This is a genomic window from Mycolicibacterium sp. SMGY-1XX (assembly GCF_059132455.1).
The window spans coordinates 5,345,417-5,364,876 of record NZ_CP101139.1 but is presented as its reverse complement, the minus strand read 5'-3'; the positions used below and the strand labels follow the sequence as shown (position 1 = coordinate 5,364,876).

General features: G+C 66.2%; 19 protein-coding genes and 1 pseudogene. 9 read left to right on the top strand and 11 right to left on the bottom strand.

The window, feature by feature from the left end; genetic code table 11:
- Positions 1 to 5: 5 nt before the first annotated feature.
- From NL241_RS25635 to NL241_RS25615, 5 genes are read right to left on the bottom strand one after another with little or no spacing between them, the layout of a single operon-like run.
- A complete protein-coding gene (locus NL241_RS25635; RefSeq protein WP_487696580.1) occupies positions 6 to 1,127 on the bottom strand; it encodes an acyl-CoA dehydrogenase family protein in 1,122 nt (373 codons plus the stop codon).
- The gene (locus NL241_RS25630; protein ID WP_487696579.1) at positions 1,124 to 1,564 is read right to left on the bottom strand and encodes a nuclear transport factor 2 family protein; all 441 of its coding nucleotides are present in this window, start codon (positions 1,562 to 1,564) and stop codon (positions 1,124 to 1,126) included. Before NL241_RS25630 ends, NL241_RS25635 begins: the two co-directional genes overlap by 4 nt.
- Positions 1,548 to 2,768 (bottom strand): metal-dependent hydrolase family protein, encoded by a 1,221-nt coding sequence (locus tag NL241_RS25625; RefSeq protein WP_494395394.1) that lies wholly within the window; start codon positions 2,766 to 2,768, stop codon positions 1,548 to 1,550. The genes NL241_RS25630 and NL241_RS25625 overlap by 17 nt, the downstream gene beginning before the upstream one ends.
- A 1-nt stretch (position 2,769) precedes the next feature.
- Complete coding sequence (locus tag NL241_RS25620) at positions 2,770 to 3,099, bottom strand: hypothetical protein (protein WP_487696577.1); 330 nt, start codon at positions 3,097 to 3,099, stop codon at positions 2,770 to 2,772.
- Positions 3,092 to 4,441, bottom strand: a complete 1,350-nt coding sequence (locus tag NL241_RS25615; RefSeq protein WP_487696576.1) for an aromatic ring-hydroxylating oxygenase subunit alpha — start codon at positions 4,439 to 4,441, stop codon at positions 3,092 to 3,094. Before NL241_RS25615 ends, NL241_RS25620 begins: the two co-directional genes overlap by 8 nt.
- A gap of 352 nt (positions 4,442 to 4,793) precedes the next feature.
- On the opposite strand from NL241_RS25615, the pseudogene NL241_RS25610 reads away from it, so the two are divergent.
- The 9 genes and pseudogenes from NL241_RS25610 to NL241_RS25570 all read left to right on the top strand — a co-directional run bounded on the left by NL241_RS25610 (position 4,794) and on the right by NL241_RS25570 (position 13,701).
- Positions 4,794 to 6,097 (top strand): annotated as a pseudogene (locus NL241_RS25610) (amidohydrolase family protein).
- Positions 6,098 to 6,143: 46 nt separating this feature from the next.
- A complete protein-coding gene (locus tag NL241_RS25605) occupies positions 6,144 to 7,310 on the top strand; it encodes an acyl-CoA dehydrogenase family protein (RefSeq protein WP_494395393.1) in 1,167 nt (388 codons plus the stop codon).
- A 1-nt stretch (position 7,311) separates the two neighbouring features.
- The gene (locus tag NL241_RS25600; RefSeq protein WP_494395392.1) at positions 7,312 to 8,073 is read left to right on the top strand and encodes an SDR family NAD(P)-dependent oxidoreductase; all 762 of its coding nucleotides are present in this window, start codon (positions 7,312 to 7,314) and stop codon (positions 8,071 to 8,073) included.
- 5 nt (positions 8,074 to 8,078) lie between these two features.
- A complete protein-coding gene (locus NL241_RS25595) occupies positions 8,079 to 9,290 on the top strand; it encodes a CaiB/BaiF CoA transferase family protein (protein WP_487693274.1) in 1,212 nt (403 codons plus the stop codon).
- Complete coding sequence (locus NL241_RS25590; protein ID WP_487693275.1) at positions 9,287 to 10,099, top strand: enoyl-CoA hydratase/isomerase family protein; 813 nt, start codon at positions 9,287 to 9,289, stop codon at positions 10,097 to 10,099. The genes NL241_RS25595 and NL241_RS25590 overlap by 4 nt, the downstream gene beginning before the upstream one ends.
- Positions 10,099 to 11,244: a thiolase family protein gene (locus NL241_RS25585; RefSeq protein WP_494395391.1), complete on the top strand. Its 1,146-nt coding sequence runs from the start codon at positions 10,099 to 10,101 to the stop codon at positions 11,242 to 11,244. The genes NL241_RS25590 and NL241_RS25585 overlap by 1 nt, the downstream gene beginning before the upstream one ends.
- Before the next feature lie 8 nt (positions 11,245 to 11,252).
- Positions 11,253 to 12,401 carry an acyl-CoA dehydrogenase family protein gene (locus NL241_RS25580; protein ID WP_487693277.1) on the top strand — a complete coding sequence of 383 codons (1,149 nt, stop codon included), beginning with the start codon at positions 11,253 to 11,255 and terminating at the stop codon, positions 12,399 to 12,401.
- A gap of 185 nt (positions 12,402 to 12,586) precedes the next feature.
- Entirely contained in the window at positions 12,587 to 13,204 is a 618-nt protein-coding gene (locus NL241_RS25575; protein WP_487693278.1) for a TetR/AcrR family transcriptional regulator, read from the top strand.
- On the top strand, positions 13,201 to 13,701 hold the full coding sequence (locus NL241_RS25570; protein ID WP_487693279.1) for a hypothetical protein: 501 nt from the start codon (positions 13,201 to 13,203) through the stop codon (positions 13,699 to 13,701). The genes NL241_RS25575 and NL241_RS25570 overlap by 4 nt, the downstream gene beginning before the upstream one ends.
- A gap of 43 nt (positions 13,702 to 13,744) precedes the next feature.
- Here the strand turns inward: NL241_RS25570 and NL241_RS25565 are convergent, their stop codons facing one another.
- The 6 genes from NL241_RS25565 to NL241_RS25540 form a co-directional block, all read right to left on the bottom strand.
- Entirely contained in the window at positions 13,745 to 13,939 is a 195-nt protein-coding gene (locus tag NL241_RS25565) for a ferredoxin (protein WP_494395390.1), read from the bottom strand.
- A 5-nt stretch (positions 13,940 to 13,944) separates the two neighbouring features.
- Positions 13,945 to 15,150, bottom strand: coding sequence for a cytochrome P450 (locus NL241_RS25560; protein ID WP_494395389.1), 1,206 nt, complete (start codon positions 15,148 to 15,150; stop codon positions 13,945 to 13,947).
- Between the two features lie 136 nt (positions 15,151 to 15,286).
- Positions 15,287 to 16,075 (bottom strand): NAD(P)-dependent oxidoreductase, encoded by a 789-nt coding sequence (locus NL241_RS25555; RefSeq protein WP_494395388.1) that lies wholly within the window; start codon positions 16,073 to 16,075, stop codon positions 15,287 to 15,289.
- Positions 16,072 to 16,890, bottom strand: coding sequence for an NAD(P)-dependent oxidoreductase (locus tag NL241_RS25550; RefSeq protein ID WP_487693283.1), 819 nt, complete (start codon positions 16,888 to 16,890; stop codon positions 16,072 to 16,074). Before NL241_RS25550 ends, NL241_RS25555 begins: the two co-directional genes overlap by 4 nt.
- On the bottom strand, positions 16,890 to 17,777 hold the full coding sequence (locus NL241_RS25545; RefSeq protein WP_494395387.1) for an alpha/beta fold hydrolase: 888 nt from the start codon (positions 17,775 to 17,777) through the stop codon (positions 16,890 to 16,892). Before NL241_RS25545 ends, NL241_RS25550 begins: the two co-directional genes overlap by 1 nt.
- Positions 17,774 to 19,432, bottom strand: a complete 1,659-nt coding sequence (locus NL241_RS25540) for a thiolase C-terminal domain-containing protein (protein ID WP_487693495.1) — start codon at positions 19,430 to 19,432, stop codon at positions 17,774 to 17,776. Before NL241_RS25540 ends, NL241_RS25545 begins: the two co-directional genes overlap by 4 nt.
- Positions 19,433 to 19,460: the final 28 nt, after the last annotated feature.

Genomic DNA, 19,460 nt, shown 5'->3' with positions numbered 1-19,460 from the left:
GTCGCTCACTCCTTACCGAGGTCGAGCAGCCGGCGGGCGATGATGTTGCGCTGTACCTCTGCGGTGCCGCCGTAGATGGTGGCCGCCCGCGAGTACAGGTATTCGGTACGCCACTCGGTATCGTCGAGTTCGATCACACCCGGCAGGAGATCGCGGGCCGTGTCGTACAGCCGTTGTTCGGCGCCGGCCAGCAGTACCTTGTCGATCGAGGTGTCCGGCCCCAGCTTGTGGCCCTCGGCCAGCCGGTGCTGGGTGGCACGCGACCGGCAGCGCAGCGTGTGCAACGCCAGATACACCTCACCGATATCCGAGTCGGCCGCCTGGCCAACACTTTTCACGTCCTTGATCAGGGCATCGAACCGCGAGTACAGGTAGGCGATGCGCTGCCAGAAGCAGGTCGAGCGCTCATACGGCAGCAGGTCCATGGCCAGCTGCCAGCCGTCGCCCGGCTTGCCGAGCATGCGGCCGGCATCCACGGTGACGTCATCGAAGTACACCTCGCAGAACTCGTCCACACCGTGCATGGTCCGCAGTGGGCGCACGGTGATACCCGGGGTGTCCAGGTCGACGAAGAACGCGGTGATGGCTTGGTGGTTCGGGGTGTCGGCATCGCCGGTGCGCGTGAGCAGGATGCACCGGTGCGAGTACTGGGCGAAGCTGGTCCACACCTTCTGGCCGTTGATCGTCCATCGATCACCGTCGCGCACGGCGCGCGTGGTCAGCGAGGCCAGGTCGCTGCCCGACCCTGGCTCGGAAAACCCTTGGCACCACTGCTCTTCGCCGCGCAGCAGCTTCGGCACCATCTCGGCGGCCAGCTCCGGGGTGGCGTAGTCGATCATGGTGGGTGCCAGGACCTCGAGCATCGAGTAGGGCCCGGGCTCGGCCAGTCGCCGGCCCACCACCTCTTCGCCCACGATGGCGCGCAGGATCGCCGGGCCACCGAGGCCGCCGGCGTGCTCGGGCCAGCCGTAGCGGCTCCACCCGGCGTCGTACAGCGCCCGCTGCACCCGCGCGAACTGACGGATGTGGCCCTGCAGAGTGTGGTCGTCGCCGGGAGTCAGGTCGTTCTCGGAGAGCCAGGCCGTCAGGGCGGTCCGGAATGCCGCGGGTTCGAAAAGGTCCGTCATGCGCTGGGCCGCCCGATCGCATGCGGGCGCCCGGAATCGTGCTCGCCACTGCGCCGGATGAAGGTCATGGCCCGGGTTTTCAGCCGCCATCCGGCATCGGTACGCAGATAGGTGTCACGGTAGTAGCCGATGCGCATGTCATGCGCGGAGTGCTCGATGAAGCACAGCGTCTGCGTACCGGAGGCCGTGTCCTCGGATTCGAATTCGACCAGCGGTGTGCCTGTCATGAACAGGCCCTTGGGTGCCGCATCCACGAGTACCGGAAAACGTTCCAGCGCATAGGTTTCGCCGAACGCACTGTAGGTTCCGTCGGGGGTGAACACCGAGACCAGCCCCTCGATGTCGCCTTGGGTGATGGTGACCGCGTACTTTGCGAGCAGTTGCTGGATCGCGACGAGATCATCAGTGCGCGGTGCTGAATCATGGTGTGGAGTCATGTCGGTAGACCTTGCCCCCTTTCATGACAAAACTTACGTTCTTTGTAACGGTGATGTCCAGTAGGGGGTCACCCGGCACCGCGATGACGTCGGCCAGATACCCTTCGGCGAGGCGGCCCAGGTCCGGTTTGTTGATCAGATCCGCGGCCACCACCGTGGCCGCCCGCAGCACCGCCGCCGGCGGCATGCCCCAGTCGACCAGGGTCACCAGTTCGTCGGCGTTCTTGCCGTGTGGGATGGCCGGGGCATCGGTGCCCACGGCGATCTTCACCCCGGCTTCATAGGCCGCCTTGATGGACGTGCGGGCCTTGGGGAACATCTCGGCGGCCTTGGCCTGCAGTTCCGGCGGCGCCTTCGACACGTCCATGTATTCGGCCAGCCGGCGGGTGGTCACCAGGAACCGGTCGTTGTCGACGAGCATCTGGATGGCCTCGTCGTCCATCAGGAAACCGTGTTCGATGCAGTCGATCCCGCAGGCCACCGCGTGTTTGACGGCCTCGGCGCCGTGGGTGTGTGCGGCCACCCGCAGCCCACGCCGGTGCGCCTCGTCGACGATGACACGCAGTTCCTCATCCGAATAGTGTTGCGCGCCGGCTTCTCCCGTGAGCGACATGACCCCGCCGGAACAGCAGACCTTGATCAGCTGCGCGCCGTGCTTGATCTGGTAGCGGACGGCTTTGCGGATCTCGTCGTTGCCGTTGGCGATACCCTCCTCGACGGTCAGCTCGAGCACCCCGGGCATGAACGCGGCGAACATGGTCGGGTCGAGATGGCCGCCGGTGGGGGTGATGGCATGCCCCGCGGGGATCACCCGCGGACCTTCGATCCACCCGGCGTCGATCGCCTTGCCCAGCGCCACGTCCAGCAGATAGCCGCCGGTCTTGACGAACAATCCGAGGTTGCGGACGGTGGTGAACCCGGCCCGCAGCGTGCGGCGGGCATTGCCCACCGCACGCAGTACCCGGGTCGGGGGATCGTCCTGGACCTGGGACAGGCCGGGGTTCTCACCCCGGCCACCCATCAGCAGGTTGACCTCCATGTCCATCAGGCCGGGAAGCAGGATGACGTCGCCGAGATCGAGGACCTGCCCGCGCGATTCGCCTCCGACGCCGACGATCCTGTCCTCGTCGATGTGCAGCACTCCGGGCCGGATGATCTCGCCGGCGTCGACGTCGAGCAGACCTGCGGCGCGCAGTGTCAGCACGTCAGACCACCGGCTCCTTGACCAGCTGGATGTACGCCGCGCCGCTGTCGAGGACTCGGGGTTGCTTCCAGACCTCGACCGGGAAACTCACCATGACGATCGACTGCCCAAGGTGCACCAGGGCTTTGGCGTCCTCGGGCATGCCCTTGAGGGGGAAGCGCGCGTCGACGTAGACCATGATGTCCTCGAGTCGCGCCATGCCGGCGTCGTAGAGTTCCTGCATCTCCTCCATCGACGACGCCAGTCGCTTGCTGTACCGCTCTTCCTCGGTGGGCAGGCACCAGTCGGAGAAGCGCTCCAGATCGGCGAATTCCTCTGGCAGCTTAGACATGTGCAGCATCCTTTTCGGTGGCCTTGTCGCTTGCAGCGGCATGTTTGCCGTTCGACGATCCGCTCCCGTTGGCGAGGGACTCCTTGTACCGGTCCACGTACTTGTGAGCGGTGTGGTGCAGGTGGCGCAGCAGGATCTCCTGGTCGCACAGCGGGAAGTCGAGTACCGCGCGGGTGCCGATCTGCGTCTGTGTGGCTTCCAGCGTGTTGGCGTCCTGGAACGCGTATTCCTTGAACGTTACCGCGGCCAACTCCTGGGAGAGCCGTTCACGAAGGTTCTTCGGCGGCACGAAGTACAGGTCCGCCTCGAAGATATGGGTGTCGACACCGGTGGGCCAGTAGTTGTAGGTCAGATACCAGCCCGGCACCCAGAACAGCAGGGTGAAGTTCGGGAAGAACTCGAAAGAGTCCTGACCCCAGGTCTTGTGACGGCCCGGGTTGATGGCCGGCGGCAACTCGTCGGGCAGGATGCCCTTGATGTCCGGGCGGTCCCACGGTCCGAACAGGCCGCTGTGCAGGATGCGCTCGATGGGCTTGACCATGTTCAGGTCCTTGGGCGGGCTCATGCCACCCCAGGACGAGATCATCGAGTGATCGCCCTTGATGTCGTAGTGCAGGGCCTCGAAGCCGAACTTGGCCAGCTTTTCGGCCTCCTCCTTTTCCGCCTGCTTCATGTGCAGGATCGGTGCGTGGTAGAACTCGACGAAGGCGTCGATGAACAGCTTCCAGTTCGACTTGATCTCCGAGCGGTAGCTGTAGTGCTCGGTCATCTCATGGAACGGGTAGCCCTTGAGGCCTTGGCCGAACTCGCCGAGGTATTCCTCGAGCGAGACCGCGTCGTCGTCGAAGTTGACGAAGATGAAGCCTTCCCACACCTCGCAGCGCACCGGCTTGAGCGGGTAGTCGGCCTTGTCGAGGTCGAAGAATTCCTGCTCCTGCTGGACGAACGTCAGGTCGCCCTTGAGGTCGTAGCGCCACGCGTGGTACTTGCAGACGAACTGGCGGCAGCTGCCCGAGGTCTCCTCACCGGGGTAGTCGTTCCACACCAGCTTGTTACCGCGATGGCGGCACAGGTTGTAGAACGCGCGGATCTGGTCGCCGTCATTGACGATGATGATCGACACCCCGGGGCCGACCGACGGAAGCTCGCGGGTGATGTAGCGGCCCTTCTTGGGAACCAGTTCGATGCGGCCCATCTGCAGCCAGGTCTTGCGGAAAATGGCCTGCTGCTCCAACTTCCAGTGCTCGGGATCGATCGAGTCCTCGTAGTTCACCGGCGCGGTGCCGAGTTCGGGCCAGTTCTCGGTCCAGCTGCCCACCGCGGGCTTCGGGAAAAACGCCACTTGTCTACCTCTCCTCTAACGAGTCGTTCGTGCCGGGCCGGATGCCGAGCGGCCGCACCGGGAGGAGGCACGTCAAGACCGCGGCGACGTTCATGTCCTGACTCCTCTCGGTTGTGAGAATCATATTCTCATATCGGGATAACAGATTTCCACGAAGTCGCCGATTGGTCAACGCCTGGCATCGCCGCCGCTCCGGGGTGTCGCTCCGGCCGCGCCGGCTTTGTGCAGGTGGCGGGGCCGAGACGGGGTGCGGGCCGGTTGTCCGCGTGTTGATTCTCTCAGGATGAGAAGCTAGTTTCCTAGTTCAGAGAACCCTTGAGCCAATCGGACCCGAGGCAGCCCAGACGAAGGGATGTGTGTCGTGCACAAGGATGAGATGGTCTTGATTTCGGTGGATGATCACATCATCGAGCCGCCGGATATGTTCAAAGGGCATCTGCCGGAGCGCTACCGCGATGAGGCGCCGCGGTTGGTGCACAATCCGGATGGTTCCGATACCTGGCAGTTCCGGGACACGGTGATCCCGAATGTGGCGCTCAATGCGGTGGCCGGGCGGCCCAAAGAGGAGTACGGGCTGGAGCCGCAGGGTCTCGATGAGATCCGCAAGGGCTGTTATGACGCCGCCGAGCGGGTCAAGGACATGAATGCCGGTGGGGTGTTGGCGACGATGAATTTCCCGTCGTTTCCGGGGTTCGCGGCGCGTCTGTTTGCCACCGAGGATGCCGAGTTTTCGTTGGCGTTGGTGCAGGCCTACAACGACTGGCATATCGATGAGTGGTGTGGGGCGCATCCGGGGCGGTTCATCCCGATGGCGATCCCGGCGATCTGGGATCCGGGGTTGTGTGCCGCGGAGGTGCGGCGGGTGGCCGACAAGGGGGTGCATTCGTTGACGTTCACCGAGAATCCGTCGACGCTGGGGTATCCGTCGTTTCATGATCTGGAGTACTGGCGGCCGTTGTGGCAGGCGTTGGTGGATACCGAGACGGTGATGAATGTGCACATCGGCTCGTCGGGGCGGTTGGCGATCACCGCTCCGGATGCGCCGATGGATGTGATGATCACGTTGCAGCCGATGAACATCGTGCAGGCGGCGGCGGATTTGTTGTGGTCAGCGCCCATCAAGGAGTTCCCGACGCTCAAGATCGCCTTGAGTGAGGGTGGGACGGGCTGGATTCCGTATTTTCTGGATCGGGTGGATCGCACCTATGAGATGCATTCGACGTGGACGCATCAGGATTTCGGGGGAAGTTGCCGTCGGAGGTGTTTCGGGAGCATTTCATGACGTGTTTCATCTCCGATCCGGTGGGGGTGAAGAACCGGCATCTGATCGGGATCGACAACATCTGCTGGGAGATGGATTACCCGCACAGCGATTCGATGTGGCCCGGTGCCCCGGAGGAATTGATGGCGGTGTTCGAGACCTATGAGGTCCCCGATGAGGAGATCAACAAGATCACCCACGAAAACGCGATGCGGCTCTATCACTTCGACCCGTTCACCCACATCCCCCGCGAGCAGGCCACCGTCGGGGCGTTACGCAAAGCCGCCGAAGGACACGACGTCTCCATCCAAGCCCTGTCCCACCACCGCGACGGCAACAAAACCAGCTTCGCCGACTTCGCCGCCAACGCCAAAGCCGTCGCGGGCGCCGAGTAGCGGTAACCGACACCAACCCTGAGGAAACCAAACAATGCCCGGCGGAATGAGTTTCGAGCTCACCGAGGATCAGGAGCTGATCCGCAAATCGGTCGCAGAGCTGGCGTCGAGGTTCGACGACCACTACTGGATGGAGAAGGATCAGGCCCACGAATTCCCGCAGGAGTTCTACGACGCCATCGCCAAGGGCGGCTGGCTGGGGATGACCATTCCCGAGGAGTACGGCGGGCACGGCCTCGGCATCACCGAGGCCACCCTGCTGCTGGAGGAGATCTCCCGCTCGGGGGCGGCGATGAACGGTGCCAGCGCCATCCACCTCTCCATCTTCGGCATGCAGCCGGTGGTCAAACACGGCTCCGACGAACTCAAGGCCGCCACCCTGCCCAGGATCGTCAACGGCGACCTGCACGTCTGCTTCGGTGTCACCGAACCCGGTGCGGGACTGGACACCTCGCGTATCACCACCTTCGCCAAGCGCGAGGGGGACAAGTACCGCATCAACGGCCGCAAGGTCTGGATCTCCAAGGCGCTGGAGTCGGAGAAGATCCTGCTGCTGACCCGCAGCACCCCGTATGACGAGGTCACCAAGAAGACCGAGGGCATGACGCTCTTCCTCACCGACCTCGACCGCGACCACATCGACATCCGGCCCATCAAGAAGATGGGTCGCAACGCCGTCAGCTCCAACGAGCTGTTCATCGACGACCTGATCGTTCCCGTCGAGGACCGGGTGGGCGAGGAGGGCCAAGGGTTCAAGTACATCCTCGACGGTCTCAACCCCGAGCGCATGCTGATCGCCGCCGAAGCGCTCGGCATCGGACGTGTCGCGCTGGAGAAGGCCGTCAAGTACGGCAACGAACGGGTGGTGTTCAATCGGCCCATCGGCATGAACCAGGGGCTGCAGTTCCCGCTGGCCGACTCGCTGGCCCGTCTCGACGCCGCCGAACTGGTGCTGCGCAAGGCGACATGGCTGTACGACAACGGCAAACCCTGTGGCCGGGAGGCCAATACCGCAAAATATCTGTGCGCCGACGCGGGTTTCGGTGCTGCCGATCGCGCTCTGCAACTACACGGCGGCATGGGCTATTCCGAGGAGTACCACGTGTCGCGGTACTTCCGGGAATCCCGGCTGATGAAGATCGCCCCCGTCAGCCAGGAGATGATCCTGAACTTCCTGGGCGAACACGTCCTGGGCCTGCCGAGGAGTTACTGAGTTGTCCTATTTCGACCTGACCGGCCGCGCCGCCCTGGTGACCGGTGCCGGTGCGGGCGGAGGTATCGGTGCCGCGGTGGCCGCAGCGCTGGCCGACGCCGGTGCCGCCGTGCTCGTCACCGATATCGACGCGAACGCGGCGTCCGCTGTCGCCGAACGTATTTCGGCCGGAGGCGGTAAAGCCGACAGCATGGCCCTGGACGTCGCCGACCGCGATGCCGCCGACGCCGCGGCCGCGCGAGCGGCCGGGTTGGCGGAGGGCAAGCTGCACATCGTCGTCAACAACGCCGGCGTCACCTCCCCGGCCATGTTTCCCAAACTGACCGACGAGGCGTTTCGGCGCACCTTCGACGTCCACGTCATGGGCACCTTCCACGTCACGCAGGCCGCGCTGCCGCACATTCCCACCGACGGAACCGGCCGCGTCATCAATGTCACCTCCTCGGCGGGGCTCACCGGCACCCTCGGTCAGGTGAATTACTCGGCCGCCAAAGCGGGCATCATCGGCTTCACCAAGTCGCTGGCCAGAGAGCTCGCCGCCAGCAACATCCTGGTCAATGCGCTGGCCCCCCTGGCCGCCACTCCCATGACCGAGACCATTCGCACCAACGAGAAGTTCGCCGCCGCCATGATGAACCGGATCCCGTTGAAGCGCTGGGCCGAACCCGGCGAGGTGGCAGGGGCTTTCGTGTTCCTGGCCTCGGATGCGGCGTCCTACATCACCGGGCAGGTGCTGCCGGTCGACGGCGGCATGGTGATGTGACGGTCATGGGAACAGCACCACTTGCCGGCGTCACCGTCGTCGCCATGGAACAGGCGGTGGCCGCCCCCATGTGCACGCGGGTGCTCGCCGACTTCGGCGCCCGCGTCATCAAGGTGGAGAATCCGCGGGGCGGTGACTTCGCCCGTGACTACGACGACGTGGTCAACGGTCCGGGTGGCCTGGCCGCGCACTTCGTGTGGTGCAACCGGGGCAAGGAGTCCGTCACCCTCAACACCAAATCCGCACAGGGCATGGAGGTCCTGCACCGGCTGCTCGACCGGGCCGATGCCTTCGTGTCCAACCTGGCGCCGGGAGCGACGACCCGGCTGGGGCTCACCGCCCGGGAGTTGACGCAACGGCACCCGAACGTCATCCCACTCGAGATCGACGGATACGGCCCCGGCGGGCCCATCTCACACAAACGGGCCTACGACCTGCTGGTGCAGGCGGAGTCGGGATCGTGTGCCATCACCGGTCATCCCGGCATGCCGGCCAAACCCGGACCCGCGATGGCAGATTTCACCACCGGGCTCTACGGCGCCATCTCCATCCTGGCGCTGCTGTTCGCGCGTAAAGAAGGCGCCACCGCACGGCCGTCTGTGGAACTGAGCCTGTTCGACGTGATGACCGACGTGATGGGTTACGCGCTGACCTACACCCAGCACTCCGGCATCGATCAGCAGCCACTCGGGGTGGGATCTCCGGCGGTGGCGCCCTATGGGGCGTTCCTCACCCGGGACGGGCAGACCGTCGTGCTCGGCACCACCAACGACCGCGAATGGCAGCGGGTGGCGCGGGAGATCATCAACCGGCCCGACCTTGCCGGCGATCCGCGTTTCCAGACGAACTCCGGCCGGTGCCAACACCGAGACGTTCTCGACGAGGCCATCGGAACCTGGTGTGCGCAACACGATCTCGCCGAGATCCAGAAGGTGGCCGACGAGGCCGGTATCGGCAATTCGAGGTACAACCTCCCCAGTGAGGTGGTGGAGCACCCACAGCTGACCGCCCGCGACCGTTGGCGCACGGTGGGCACACCCAAGGGCGACATCAAGGCGTTGCGGCCTCCTCCGGTGATCAGCGGGTTCGACCAACCGATGGGGGCCGTGCCCGGTCTGGGGCAGCACACCGACGCCGTGCTGACCGAATTGGGCTACACAACAGAGGAGTTGGTGCAGCTGCGGGCCGGCGGTGCGATCGGTCCGGTCTACGGGTGACGGACACGCTGCTGATTCACGACAGCGGCGGAGTGCGAACGCTGACCCTGAATCGTCCTGAGCGCAAGAACGCGATCGACGCCGAACTGTGGGTTGCACTGGCCGACGCGCTGCGCAGTACCGCCCGGGACCGCACCACACGGGCGCTGGTCCTCACCGGAGCCGGTGGCGCCTTCTGCTCGGGTGCCGATATCGGCACCGGTGAAGACCTGCACCCGCGGTACAAGCTGCAGCGTCTGACCGAAGTGGCGCTGGCCTTGCACGAGCTGGCCGTACCGACGATCGCCAAGGTCTGCGGTGTCGCTGTCGGCGCCGGCTGGAACCTGGCCTTGGGGTGTGATCTGGTGGTCGCCACCCCCGAGTCGCGTTTCTGTCAGATCTTCGCCAAGCGTGGTCTGTCGGTGGACCTGGGCGGCTCGTGGCTGCTGCCCAAACTCGTGGGTCTGCAACAAGCCAAACGCCTTGTGCTACTGGGGGAGACGATCACCGCTGCGGAGGCCCTCGATCTGGGGCTGGTCACCTGGGTGAAACCCGATCCGGAGATCGGCACGTTCGTCGACGGCCTTGCGGCGCGGCTGGCCGCTGGACCTCCCTTTGCGCTGGCCCAGAGCAAGGCGCTCCTCAACGACGGGGCCAACACCACGCTGCGCGACGCGCTGGGCAATGAAGCCCGGGCGCAGCCCGGCAATTTCGCCACGGCAGACTCAGCGGAGGCCTACGCCGCATTCGCCGCCAAACGGGATGCGGAGTTCACCGGCGAGTGGGCCATCCGACCCGCGGCCATGGAAACCAGAACGGAGCACAAGTGATGCGGGAAACGGTCATCGTCGGTGCGGTGCGCACGCCGGTCGGAAAACGCAACGGCGGGCTGTCTTCTCAGCATGCCGCAGACCTGTCTGCGCTGGTGCTCGACGAACTGGCGCAGCGCACCGGAGTCGACCCGGGGATCGTCGACGACGTGGTGTGGGGCTGCGTATCGCAGGTGGGAGACCAGTCCAGCAATATCGGCCGTTACTCGGTGCTGGCCGCCGGATGGCCCGAGAGCATCCCCGGCACCACCGTCAACCGCGCCTGCGGTTCCAGCCAGCAAGCCCTCGACTTCGCCGCCCAGGCCGTCATGTCCGGGCAGCAGGAGGTGGTGGTGGCCGGCGGCGTCGAGGTGATGAGCCGGGTGCCGTTGGGGGCGGCCCGGGCCACTGGCATGCCGTACGGGCCCAAAGTGCTTGCCCGGTACGACGATTTCTCCTTCAACCAGGGCATCTCCGCGGAGCTGATCGCGCAGAAGTGGGGCCTGTCGCGCACCGATCTCGACGAGTACTCGGCCCGGTCCCACGCGAGGGCGGCGGCGGCCCTCGACAGCGGTGCGTTCGAGGATCAAGTCGTCTTCGTTCCGACCGAGGACGGCGCCGTCACCGCGGACGAGGGTGTCCGCCGCGGCACCACCGCGGAGAAACTGGCGGGGCTCAAGCCCGCTTTCCAGGAAGACGGGATCATCCACGCCGGCAACTCGTCTCAGATCTCCGACGGAGCGGCAGCGCTGCTGGTCACCACCGCCGAGAAGGCCCGTGAGTTGGGTCTGTCGCCGTTGGTGCGTTATGTCGCGGGCGCGGTCACCGGAGCCGACCCGGTGCTGATGCTCACCGGGCCCATCCCGGCCACAGCAAAAGTGTTGAGCAAGGCCGGGATCGGAGTGGGTGACGTCGGCGTCTTCGAGGTCAACGAGGCGTTCGCCTCGGTGCCCCTGGCCTGGCAGGCCGAGACGGGCGCCGACGAGGCCCTGGTCAATCCACTGGGCGGGGCGATCGCGCTGGGACACCCGCTGGGAGCCTCGGGGGCGGTGTTGATGACCCGGATGATCCATCACATGCGTGACAACGGGATTCGTTACGGGTTGCAAACCATGTGTGAGGGCGGCGGCACCGCCAACGCCACCGTCGTCGAGCTTGTCGGATAGGGAGCGCCGTGCGCAGGGATCTGTTCACCGAGGACCACGAAGCCTTCCGGCAACTCGCCAAGGATTTCATCGAGAAGGAGGTCGTGCCCGACTATCCGTTGTGGGAGAAGGCGGGCCGGATGCCCCGGGAGGCGTTCGCGAAGCTCGGCGACCTCGGCATGATGGGCATGGCCATCCCCGAGCAGTACGGCGGCAGCGGCCAGCCCGACTACCGGTACAACGTGGTGCTGCAGGAAGAAGCGGCGCGGGCCCTGGTCACGCTGTCGACGGTGCGCACCCAGCTGGAGGTGATCCTGCCGTACTTCCTGCACTATGCGAACGACGAACAGCGGCAGCGGTGGTTCCCCGGTCTGGCAGCGGGCACGCTGTTGACGGCGGTGGCGATGACCGAGCCGGGTACCGGCTCAGATCTGGCCGGGGTGCGCACCACCGCGGTGCGGGACGGGGATCACTACGTCGTCAACGGTGCGAAGACATTCATCACCGGCGGTATGCAGGCCGACCTGGTGGTGGTCGTCGCGCGTACGTCCACCGACCCGGAGAACCGGCGCAAAGGTCTGTCCCTGCTCGTCGTCGAGGACGGTATGCCCGGGTTCACCCGCGGCCGCGAGCTGGACAAGATGGGCTGCAAGGTGCAGGACACCGCAGAGCTGTCGTTCGCCGATGTGCGGGTCCCGGTCGAGAACCTCCTCGGTGAGGAGGGTGCGGCGTTCAGCTATCTGGGACACAACCTGGCCCAGGAGCGGCTGACGGTGGCGGTGGGCTCGGTGGCGCAGGCGCGCAGCGCGATCGCCGCGGCCATCGACTACACCCGGGACCGCAAGGCGTTCGGCACACCGGTGGCGTCGTTTCAGAACACGAAGTTCGAATTGGCCGCGTGTTCCACGGAGGTCGAGGCGGCGCAGGCGATGCTGGACCGTGCCGTCACCTTGCACGTCGACGGTGAGCTGCCCGCGGCCGACGCCGCGCGGGTGAAGTTGTTCTGCACCGAGATGCAGGCCCGGGTGGTGGACCGCTGTCTGCAGCTGTTCGGCGGCTACGGCTACATGATGGAATATCCGATCGCCCGGCTGTACACGGATGCGCGAGTGGCCAGGATCTATGCGGGCACCAGCGAGGTCATGAAAGTGATCATCGCCAAGTCGCTGGGGCTGTAGCGAACGGGTGAACCACCGGTATCGCCATTCGGCGGTATTGGCGGCTGCGGCTGGTTAGCCTCATGGCGTCACCCGCGTGACGCCCTCCCAAAATGAATTTCAGTGAGACCCTTGTCACAGGCGTCAAACCAACCTACTGTGTGTTCACTAGGTTGGTTTACACATCAGGAAGCAACTGTCAGCCCATGACTTCGCCTGCGCCTGCTACCAGGCCGTATGCCGCGCTCTTCGCCAAAGGCGACGAGCGCAAACAGCGCATCCTGGCCGTCGCACTGCGGCTGCTGACGCGTAACGGCTGGCGCAACACGTCGCTGGCGCAGATCGCCAAGGAGGCCGGGGTGACACCGGCCGGGCTGCTGCACCACTTCGAATCCAAGGAGCAGCTGCTGCACGCGGTGGTCGATGCGCGCGACGCCGACGACGACGCCCACGCTGACCGCAGCGGCGACCTGATCGAGGAGATCGCCCGTGTCGGCGAGCGCATCGACCGGGCGCCGCAGCTGGTGGGGACCTTCGCGGTGCTGCTGGTGGAGAACCTGACTCCCGATGCGCCTCTGCACGACCGCCTGCTCGGCAGGCACAAAGCGGCGATCGACATCGTCGCCGAGCTCATCAGACGTGGCCAGAAGGCTGGCCGGTACCGCAGCGATTTCGACCCAGCCCTCAAAGCGGTGCAGATCGTGTCCCTCGTCAACGGATTGGAAATCTCATGGTTGCTGGACCCATCAATTCCCTTGAAAGAGACGATTCAGGAGTACGCGCAGTCACTGGCGCGGGAATTCGCCCCGGTCGCACCATCGTGAGGTACCGGCTCGACGTCATCGCCTCGAGCGTGGTCGAGGTGGTGCAGTCTGCCGGCGGGTGGCTGTTCGACCGCGCGATGGCCGGTTGGGATGTGACTGTGTTGGTGGACGACCGGGGATACGACCCCCTGCCCCTGCACATCCTCGGGGCCGAGGTGCTCGACCTCGAGGCCGCGGTGCAGATGGAGGCGCGGCCGCGCCCCGACGCGCTGGCGGTGGCCACCGACCTCTACGGCCGGGACAGCCGGATCGAAGCAGGCGTGCGCAAGGCGCTGGACAGTGGTCGTACGGAGGTGACGCTGTGGGGTCAGGCGTGGCCGGCCGAGCTGAGTCGCACCGGTTCGGTGGAGCACCGGCTCAGTGTGGCGGCGCGAGCCTTCAAGGCGCGGGCGCTGGCCGCGGCGGCCCTGCCGGTGGAGTCGGATGTGGTCGAGGTGTTCCGCAGCGGCGCGCACCTGTGCTGTCCGGTGGCCGCCGACCTCGTTCCCGCCAGCTAGTTGATGTGTGGAGTTCCAGCGCCGCTGGGACTCCACACAGCTCCTAATCCTTGATGTAGATCGCCTGCCGGGGGCATTGCCGGACGGCTTCGCGGATCTGCTCCTCGTTGTCCGGCGTGATCTCGTCTTGCAGCACATGCAGGTCGTCCTGGTCGTCGAGGTCGAATACCTCGGGAATGACGCTCATACACACGCCGTTGCTCTCACACAGGCCGTAGTCCACTTCGACTTTCGACATGAGCATCACCTCAGCACCTTCACCGGCACATGGGAGTAGCCGGAGACATTCTGCATCTTGACTCGTTGCAGCCCATCCCATTTCACCTCGTAGCGCGGCATGAAGTCCAGCAGGTGTTCCAGCGCGACGACGCTTTCGAGCCGGGCCAGAGCCGCGCCGAGGCAACTGTGGATTCCGTAACCCAGCCCGAGGTTCTGAGCCTCGGTGCGATCACGTTCGATGTCGAACTTGTCCGCGTTGGTGAACGCCCGGGGGTCGCGGTTGGCGGCGGCCTTCATCAGGAACACGGCCTTACCCGCGGGGATGGTCACCCCGTGCAGGGTGGATTCCTTGAGTGTGTACCGCACGTTGTACTGCACGGGGCCGACGAAGCGCAGCAATTCCTCGACGGCGGCTGGCACCTTGTCGCGGTCGTCGAGCAGCAGCTGCCACTGGTCCGGGTTCTCGGCGAACACCACCATGGCGCTGCCGATCAGCTTGGTCACGGTTTCCGCGCCGGCCCCGCCGAGAAGCGTTGCGAATCCGGTGATCTCGAGATCGTCGAGCTTCTGCATCTCGCCGGCCTCGCCGCGCGGGATCTCCGCGGTGATCAGCCGGCTGATCATGTCGTCCTGCGGGTTGGCGCGCCGCTCCTGGACCAGTTGGTAGTAGTACATCGCGGTGTCCATGGTGGCCTTCATGCCGGCCTCCGAGTAGCCGATCTGGCCCGGTTCGCGGTGCAGCGACGCGTCGATCCAGTGCCGTACCTGCTGGCGATACTCCTCGGGTACCCCGGCCATCCGGGTGATCACCTCGACGGGGAACGGGCCCGAGAAGTCCTGCACCACATCGAATTCGTCGGAGTCGATCATGCCGAGATAGTGCTCGATCAGTTCGACCACGGACTCTTTCTGCGATTGCACCGCCCGCGGTGTGAAGGCCTTGTTGAGCAGGCTGCGCAGGGCGCGGTGGTCCGGCGGGTCCATGAAGATGATGGATTTCTGCGGCAGCTCACCGGACTGCACCATGTGCAGATCGCATCCGCGCGACGACGAATAGGTCTCGTAGTCCTTGAGCGCGTTCGCGACGTCCTCATGCCGGGTGAGTGCGTAGAAGTCGCGTTCTTCGTCGTAGTAGACCGGTGCGTCGTCCTGCATTCGCTTGTAGATGTCGAAGGGGTACGCGAAGTACTCCTCGGAGAACGGGTCGAACACGACCTGCGGCTTTGTCATGGCATTCCTCCTCCGCAACGCCTGGGCTGGCGTAGAGTTACGAATGGCGGATCAACTGTAACGGTAACAGTTGAGGGGTCAGTTGGGCGCCGAAACGAGATTTCCGGTCTCGTTTGTCGTGACGGGCTCCAGCAGGTCACCGGGGGGATCCCGTCGCGACCAGGCGCTCCAGTGCACCCAGATCCGTACCGAGGTCGGCCAGAGTCTTCCGCACCACCGCGATGTCCTTGCCCACGAAGGGGCCGGTCATGGCGATGAACGACGACACCGAACCGCGTCCCGCCACGCCGGACAGGGCGCGGCTGCTGCCACTTCCGTGCGGTAACGCCTGCAGCAGCGCGGTCTCGTCGATGCCGAGACTGTCGCCGAGCTTCACCGCCTCGGCGAGCAGGCCGATCTGCGCGGCGAACAGCGTGTTGTTGACGAGCTTGACCTTCTGCCCGGCGCCCAGTTCCCCGACGTGGACGATGGGGTCGCCGTAGCTGGCCAGTGCGGGCCTGACCCGCTCGAGCGCGTCTGTCGCACCGCCGACGAACAGCGTCACCCGGCCCGCCGCAATGTCGTGCGGGCCGCCGCTGACCGGGGCGTCGAGCACGTCGGCACCGGTGCGGCCGGCGATGTCGGCAGCGGTGCGCGGGTTGCCGGTGGTGTGCACGACGAGCACGCTGCCTGCGGGCAGGGCCGCCGCCAGCCCGTCGTCGACACAGATCCGGCGCACCTGCTCGTCGGTGAACACGCACACGATCACCGCTTCGGCGCCTTCGATGACCGCCGGCGTCGAGGTCACCGGGGTAGCGCCCAGACCCGCCAGGGCCGCGCACTTCCCGTCGGTGCGGCCGAGCGCACGCACCTGGTGGCCGGCACCCACCAGCCGGGCCACCATCGGTGCACCCATCCGGCCCGCGCCGATGAACCCCACCTTCATCGCGGATAGCCCATGGAATCCAGTGCGGCGTCGGCGGCGTCGAACACCGCGCCCTGCGGCGCGGTCGCGGCGTCGGCGAGGCCGGCCGCCAGCCGCACATCCTTCTGCAACAGGGCACCGGCGATGGGCGCCAGGTTCTCCAAAGTGCCGCCGAACAGCGCGATACTGCCCAGGGCCTTGCTGTTGGCCGAGCCGCGCGTGACGACCTCGCACATCTTGGCCCGCGGCACGCCGAGCGACTCGCCGAGCTCCAAAAGGCTCAGGGCACTGCCCAGGTTCGCCGAGAACAACAGGTTGTTGAGGATCTTGGTGACCTGCCCGGCGCCCACCGGACCCAGGTGCACGATCGGGTCGGCGTAGGTCTCGAACACCGGCCGGCAGCGCGCCACCACGTCGTCGTCGCCGCCGATCATCACCAGCAACTGCTTCTGCTCGACCGCGGGTGCACCCCCGCTGACCGGGGCGTCCAGTACCGAAATGCCCTGCGCGGCAGCCTTGTCCGCAAGCTCACGGCAGGTGTCGGGGTGGACCGTACTGTGAATCACGATGGTGCCGCCCGGCGACATCCCGGCCAGCAATCCCTCTGCGCCGTAAGCCAGTTCACGAACGTCCTCGTCGCCGATCACACACAGGCAGGCGATATCGCTGGCGGCGGCCAGTTCAGCCGGTGAAGCCGCCGTCTTGGCGGCCGTGTCGGAGTACGGCTCCAGCGACGCGGGGCGGCGCGCCCACAGCGTCGTCTCGAATCCGGCGTCGACGATGGCCCGGGCCATCGGCGCGCCCTGACTGCCCAGACCTATGAATCCGACTCGCATCAGCTGGCCTCCACGGTGAATTGTGTTGTGCTGCGGGACTGAACGCACTCTTCGACAAAAGCCAGCGCGCTCAGGTGGTAGGCGGTGGCGGCGTAGCCCAGAGACAGGTTGTGTCCGGCGCCGGCCTGCTCGTGCAGCGCCACCCGCGGCGCCGCGGTGAACAGGGCGCCGACCTCGGTGAGCGCCCGAGGGCCGTTCTCCCAGACCCGTTCGTACTCGGCGAGGCTGAACCGCACCGGGACACGCACCTGGGCGGCGAGCTCCGGAAAGTCCCGCAGCCAGTTGGTCACCAGGGCGGCTTCGTAGTCGGGGGAGACGGGCCCGGACTTGATCCGGACCGAGCCGGCGATCCCGTCGGGATACAGATGAGCCGGCTCCCAGAGCAACTCGCGCAGACCGCTGGGGATGTTCTCCCGCGACGCGCCGGCCAGGACGGCGCGGGCGGTGTCCTGTTGGCGGATGCCGGTGCCGGAGATCTCGATGCCCAGCAGTTCGTCACCGCGGTCACCGGTGGCCATGCGCAGCGCCAGTTCGCTGCCGTTGGAGTGTGCGAGCAGGAAGAGGCCGGCGCCGCGGTCCCGGCCGCCCAGCATGGCGTCGACGGCACGGTACGTCATGTCGATACGCCGTGCGGTGTCGTCGAATTCGCGCGAGTACAACGCCGAGCTGCCGAACCCCGGGCGGTCCAGTGCGAGAACGGTGAAGCCCATGGCGGCGCCGGCCCGCAGCAGTGAAAGCCGGGGATGGTCGGGGCAGTCGAAGTACGCGCTGGTGGTGGCCCCGCCGTGCAACGCCACGATCACCGCAGCTGCTCCCGGCACCTCGGCCAGCAGACCGGACATCGGCACGGCGTCGACGAGGACCACCCTCGGTGTCGGTGCACTCACGAGTCGCTCCGCAACAGCAGCACCCCGCTGGGGGTCAGTCCGCCGCTGCTGGCGACGGCCACCTTCGCGTCGGCCACCTGGCGGGCACCGGCTTCCCCACGCAATTGGGTGACGGCTTCGTGGATCAACCCCATGCCGTGGGTGCGGCCGTGGGACAGCTGGCCGCCATGGGTGTTCAGCGGCAGCAGGCCGTCGCGGGCGATGTTGTGGCCGCCGTCCAGGAAATCCTTCGCCTCGCCGATTCCGCAGAAGCCCAGCGCCTCCAGCCAGGACAGGCAGTTGAAGGTGAAGCCGTCGTAGAGTTGGGCGACGTCGACATCGTTGGGCCGCAACGACGTTCGGGTCCACAGATGCGCCGCTTGGCCGAGTACCTGTGGCTCGTGGGTCAGTGTGCTCTGATCCCAGTCGGTGCGCTCGACGATCTGGGTGCCGACGGCCTCCACCAGCACCGGTGGCTTGGCCAGGTCCCGCGCGACGTCCACGGCCGAGACGATGACGGCCACCGCGCCGTCACACGGCACGTCGCAGTCGTAGAGCCCGAACGGTGTGGTGATCATCCGCGCCGACAGGTAGTCGTCCATGGTCATCGGATCGCGGTAGATGGCAGTCGGATTCAGCGCGGCGTTGGCGCGCTGGTTGAGCGCGATCCAGCCGAGTGTCTCGCGGGTGGTGCCGTAGCGGTGGAAGTGCCGCTGGGCGTTCTGCGCCAGGGTGTGTGCCGCCGAGGTGGCCCCGAACGGCATCTGCCAGCTGGTGGTGCGGGCGCCCCCGGGTGGTGCGGCCTTGCCCTCCTTCATCAGCTGGCTGAAGGTGGCCTCCCACAACGTCCGGAAACACAGCACGTGGCGGGCCAGTCCGGTGGCGACGGCCATCATCGCGGCGATCACCGAGCCGCCGGGTCCGAAGGTGTCCATGCCGCCGTTGATCCACGTCGGCCGGATTCCCAGTGCACCTTCGAGCGCGCTCACCCCGCCCTCGCCCATGCCGGCGACGTCGATACCCGGATAGGTGGACAGTCCGTCGATGTCCTCGAGTGTCAGCCCGGCATCGGCGATCGCCGCTTCGCAGGCTTCGATGGTCAAAGACAGCGGCGGCACCATCAGCCGCCGGCCCATCTGCGATGCGCCGATGCCGGTGATCGCCGAGAGCTCTTCGAATTTCGTGGTGCGTGCCGGTGCGCGGACGAATCGGTGGAAGTCGGTGGGGGCGATCTCGTCGTCGGGCAGTGGGGCCAGCTCGGTGTCGGCGCTCGGGCGGAACAACGGCAGCCACACGTCGGCGGCCTGCTCGAACACCACCTCCATCTGTCGGCCCAGTTGCAGCTCGGCGGGATCACACTCCACGGCGTTGGTGGTCAGGCGGACGCGGGGGTCCTCCTCGATGGCGACCTGTGCGACGACGTAGGGCGCGGGCAGGCCGGGGAGGCTGAAGCGGTGGTTCACGGTGAACCCCACCAGCGTGGCGCGGCCCGAGACCGCGCGGGGGCCGAGATTGTGGCTGCGGCAGTACCGGCAGACCGGCGCCGGGGGATGGATCAGTGACTTGCAGTCGCCGCATTCCTGCAGCCGGAGCTGGCCGTCGGCACCCGAGGTCCAGAAGAACTCGTTGTCCAGCGTGAGTTGCGGCAGGATCGCGCGACCGGATTCCTGGGAAATCGCCGACCTCCGTAAATAGTGCCGTTAT

What these genes read in the sequence shown, in the direction of transcription:
- NL241_RS25635 (WP_487696580.1), bottom strand. Translation starts at nt 1,127, where the DNA reads ATGACGGACCTTTTCGAACCCGCGGCATTCCGGACCGCCCTGACGGCC.
- NL241_RS25630 (WP_487696579.1), bottom strand. Translation starts at nt 1,564, where the DNA reads ATGACTCCACACCATGATTCAGCACCGCGCACTGATGATCTCGTCGCG.
- NL241_RS25620 (WP_487696577.1), bottom strand. Translation starts at nt 3,099, where the DNA reads ATGTCTAAGCTGCCAGAGGAATTCGCCGATCTGGAGCGCTTCTCCGAC.
- NL241_RS25605 (WP_494395393.1), top strand. Translation starts at nt 6,144, where the DNA reads ATGAGTTTCGAGCTCACCGAGGATCAGGAGCTGATCCGCAAATCGGTC.
- NL241_RS25595 (WP_487693274.1), top strand. Translation starts at nt 8,079, where the DNA reads ATGGGAACAGCACCACTTGCCGGCGTCACCGTCGTCGCCATGGAACAG.
- NL241_RS25585 (WP_494395391.1), top strand. Translation starts at nt 10,099, where the DNA reads ATGCGGGAAACGGTCATCGTCGGTGCGGTGCGCACGCCGGTCGGAAAA.
- NL241_RS25575 (WP_487693278.1), top strand. Translation starts at nt 12,587, where the DNA reads ATGACTTCGCCTGCGCCTGCTACCAGGCCGTATGCCGCGCTCTTCGCC.
- NL241_RS25565 (WP_494395390.1), bottom strand. Translation starts at nt 13,939, where the DNA reads ATGTCGAAAGTCGAAGTGGACTACGGCCTGTGTGAGAGCAACGGCGTG.
- NL241_RS25560 (WP_494395389.1), bottom strand. Translation starts at nt 15,150, where the DNA reads ATGACAAAGCCGCAGGTCGTGTTCGACCCGTTCTCCGAGGAGTACTTC.
- NL241_RS25555 (WP_494395388.1), bottom strand. Translation starts at nt 16,075, where the DNA reads ATGAAGGTGGGGTTCATCGGCGCGGGCCGGATGGGTGCACCGATGGTG.
- NL241_RS25550 (WP_487693283.1), bottom strand. Translation starts at nt 16,890, where the DNA reads ATGCGAGTCGGATTCATAGGTCTGGGCAGTCAGGGCGCGCCGATGGCC.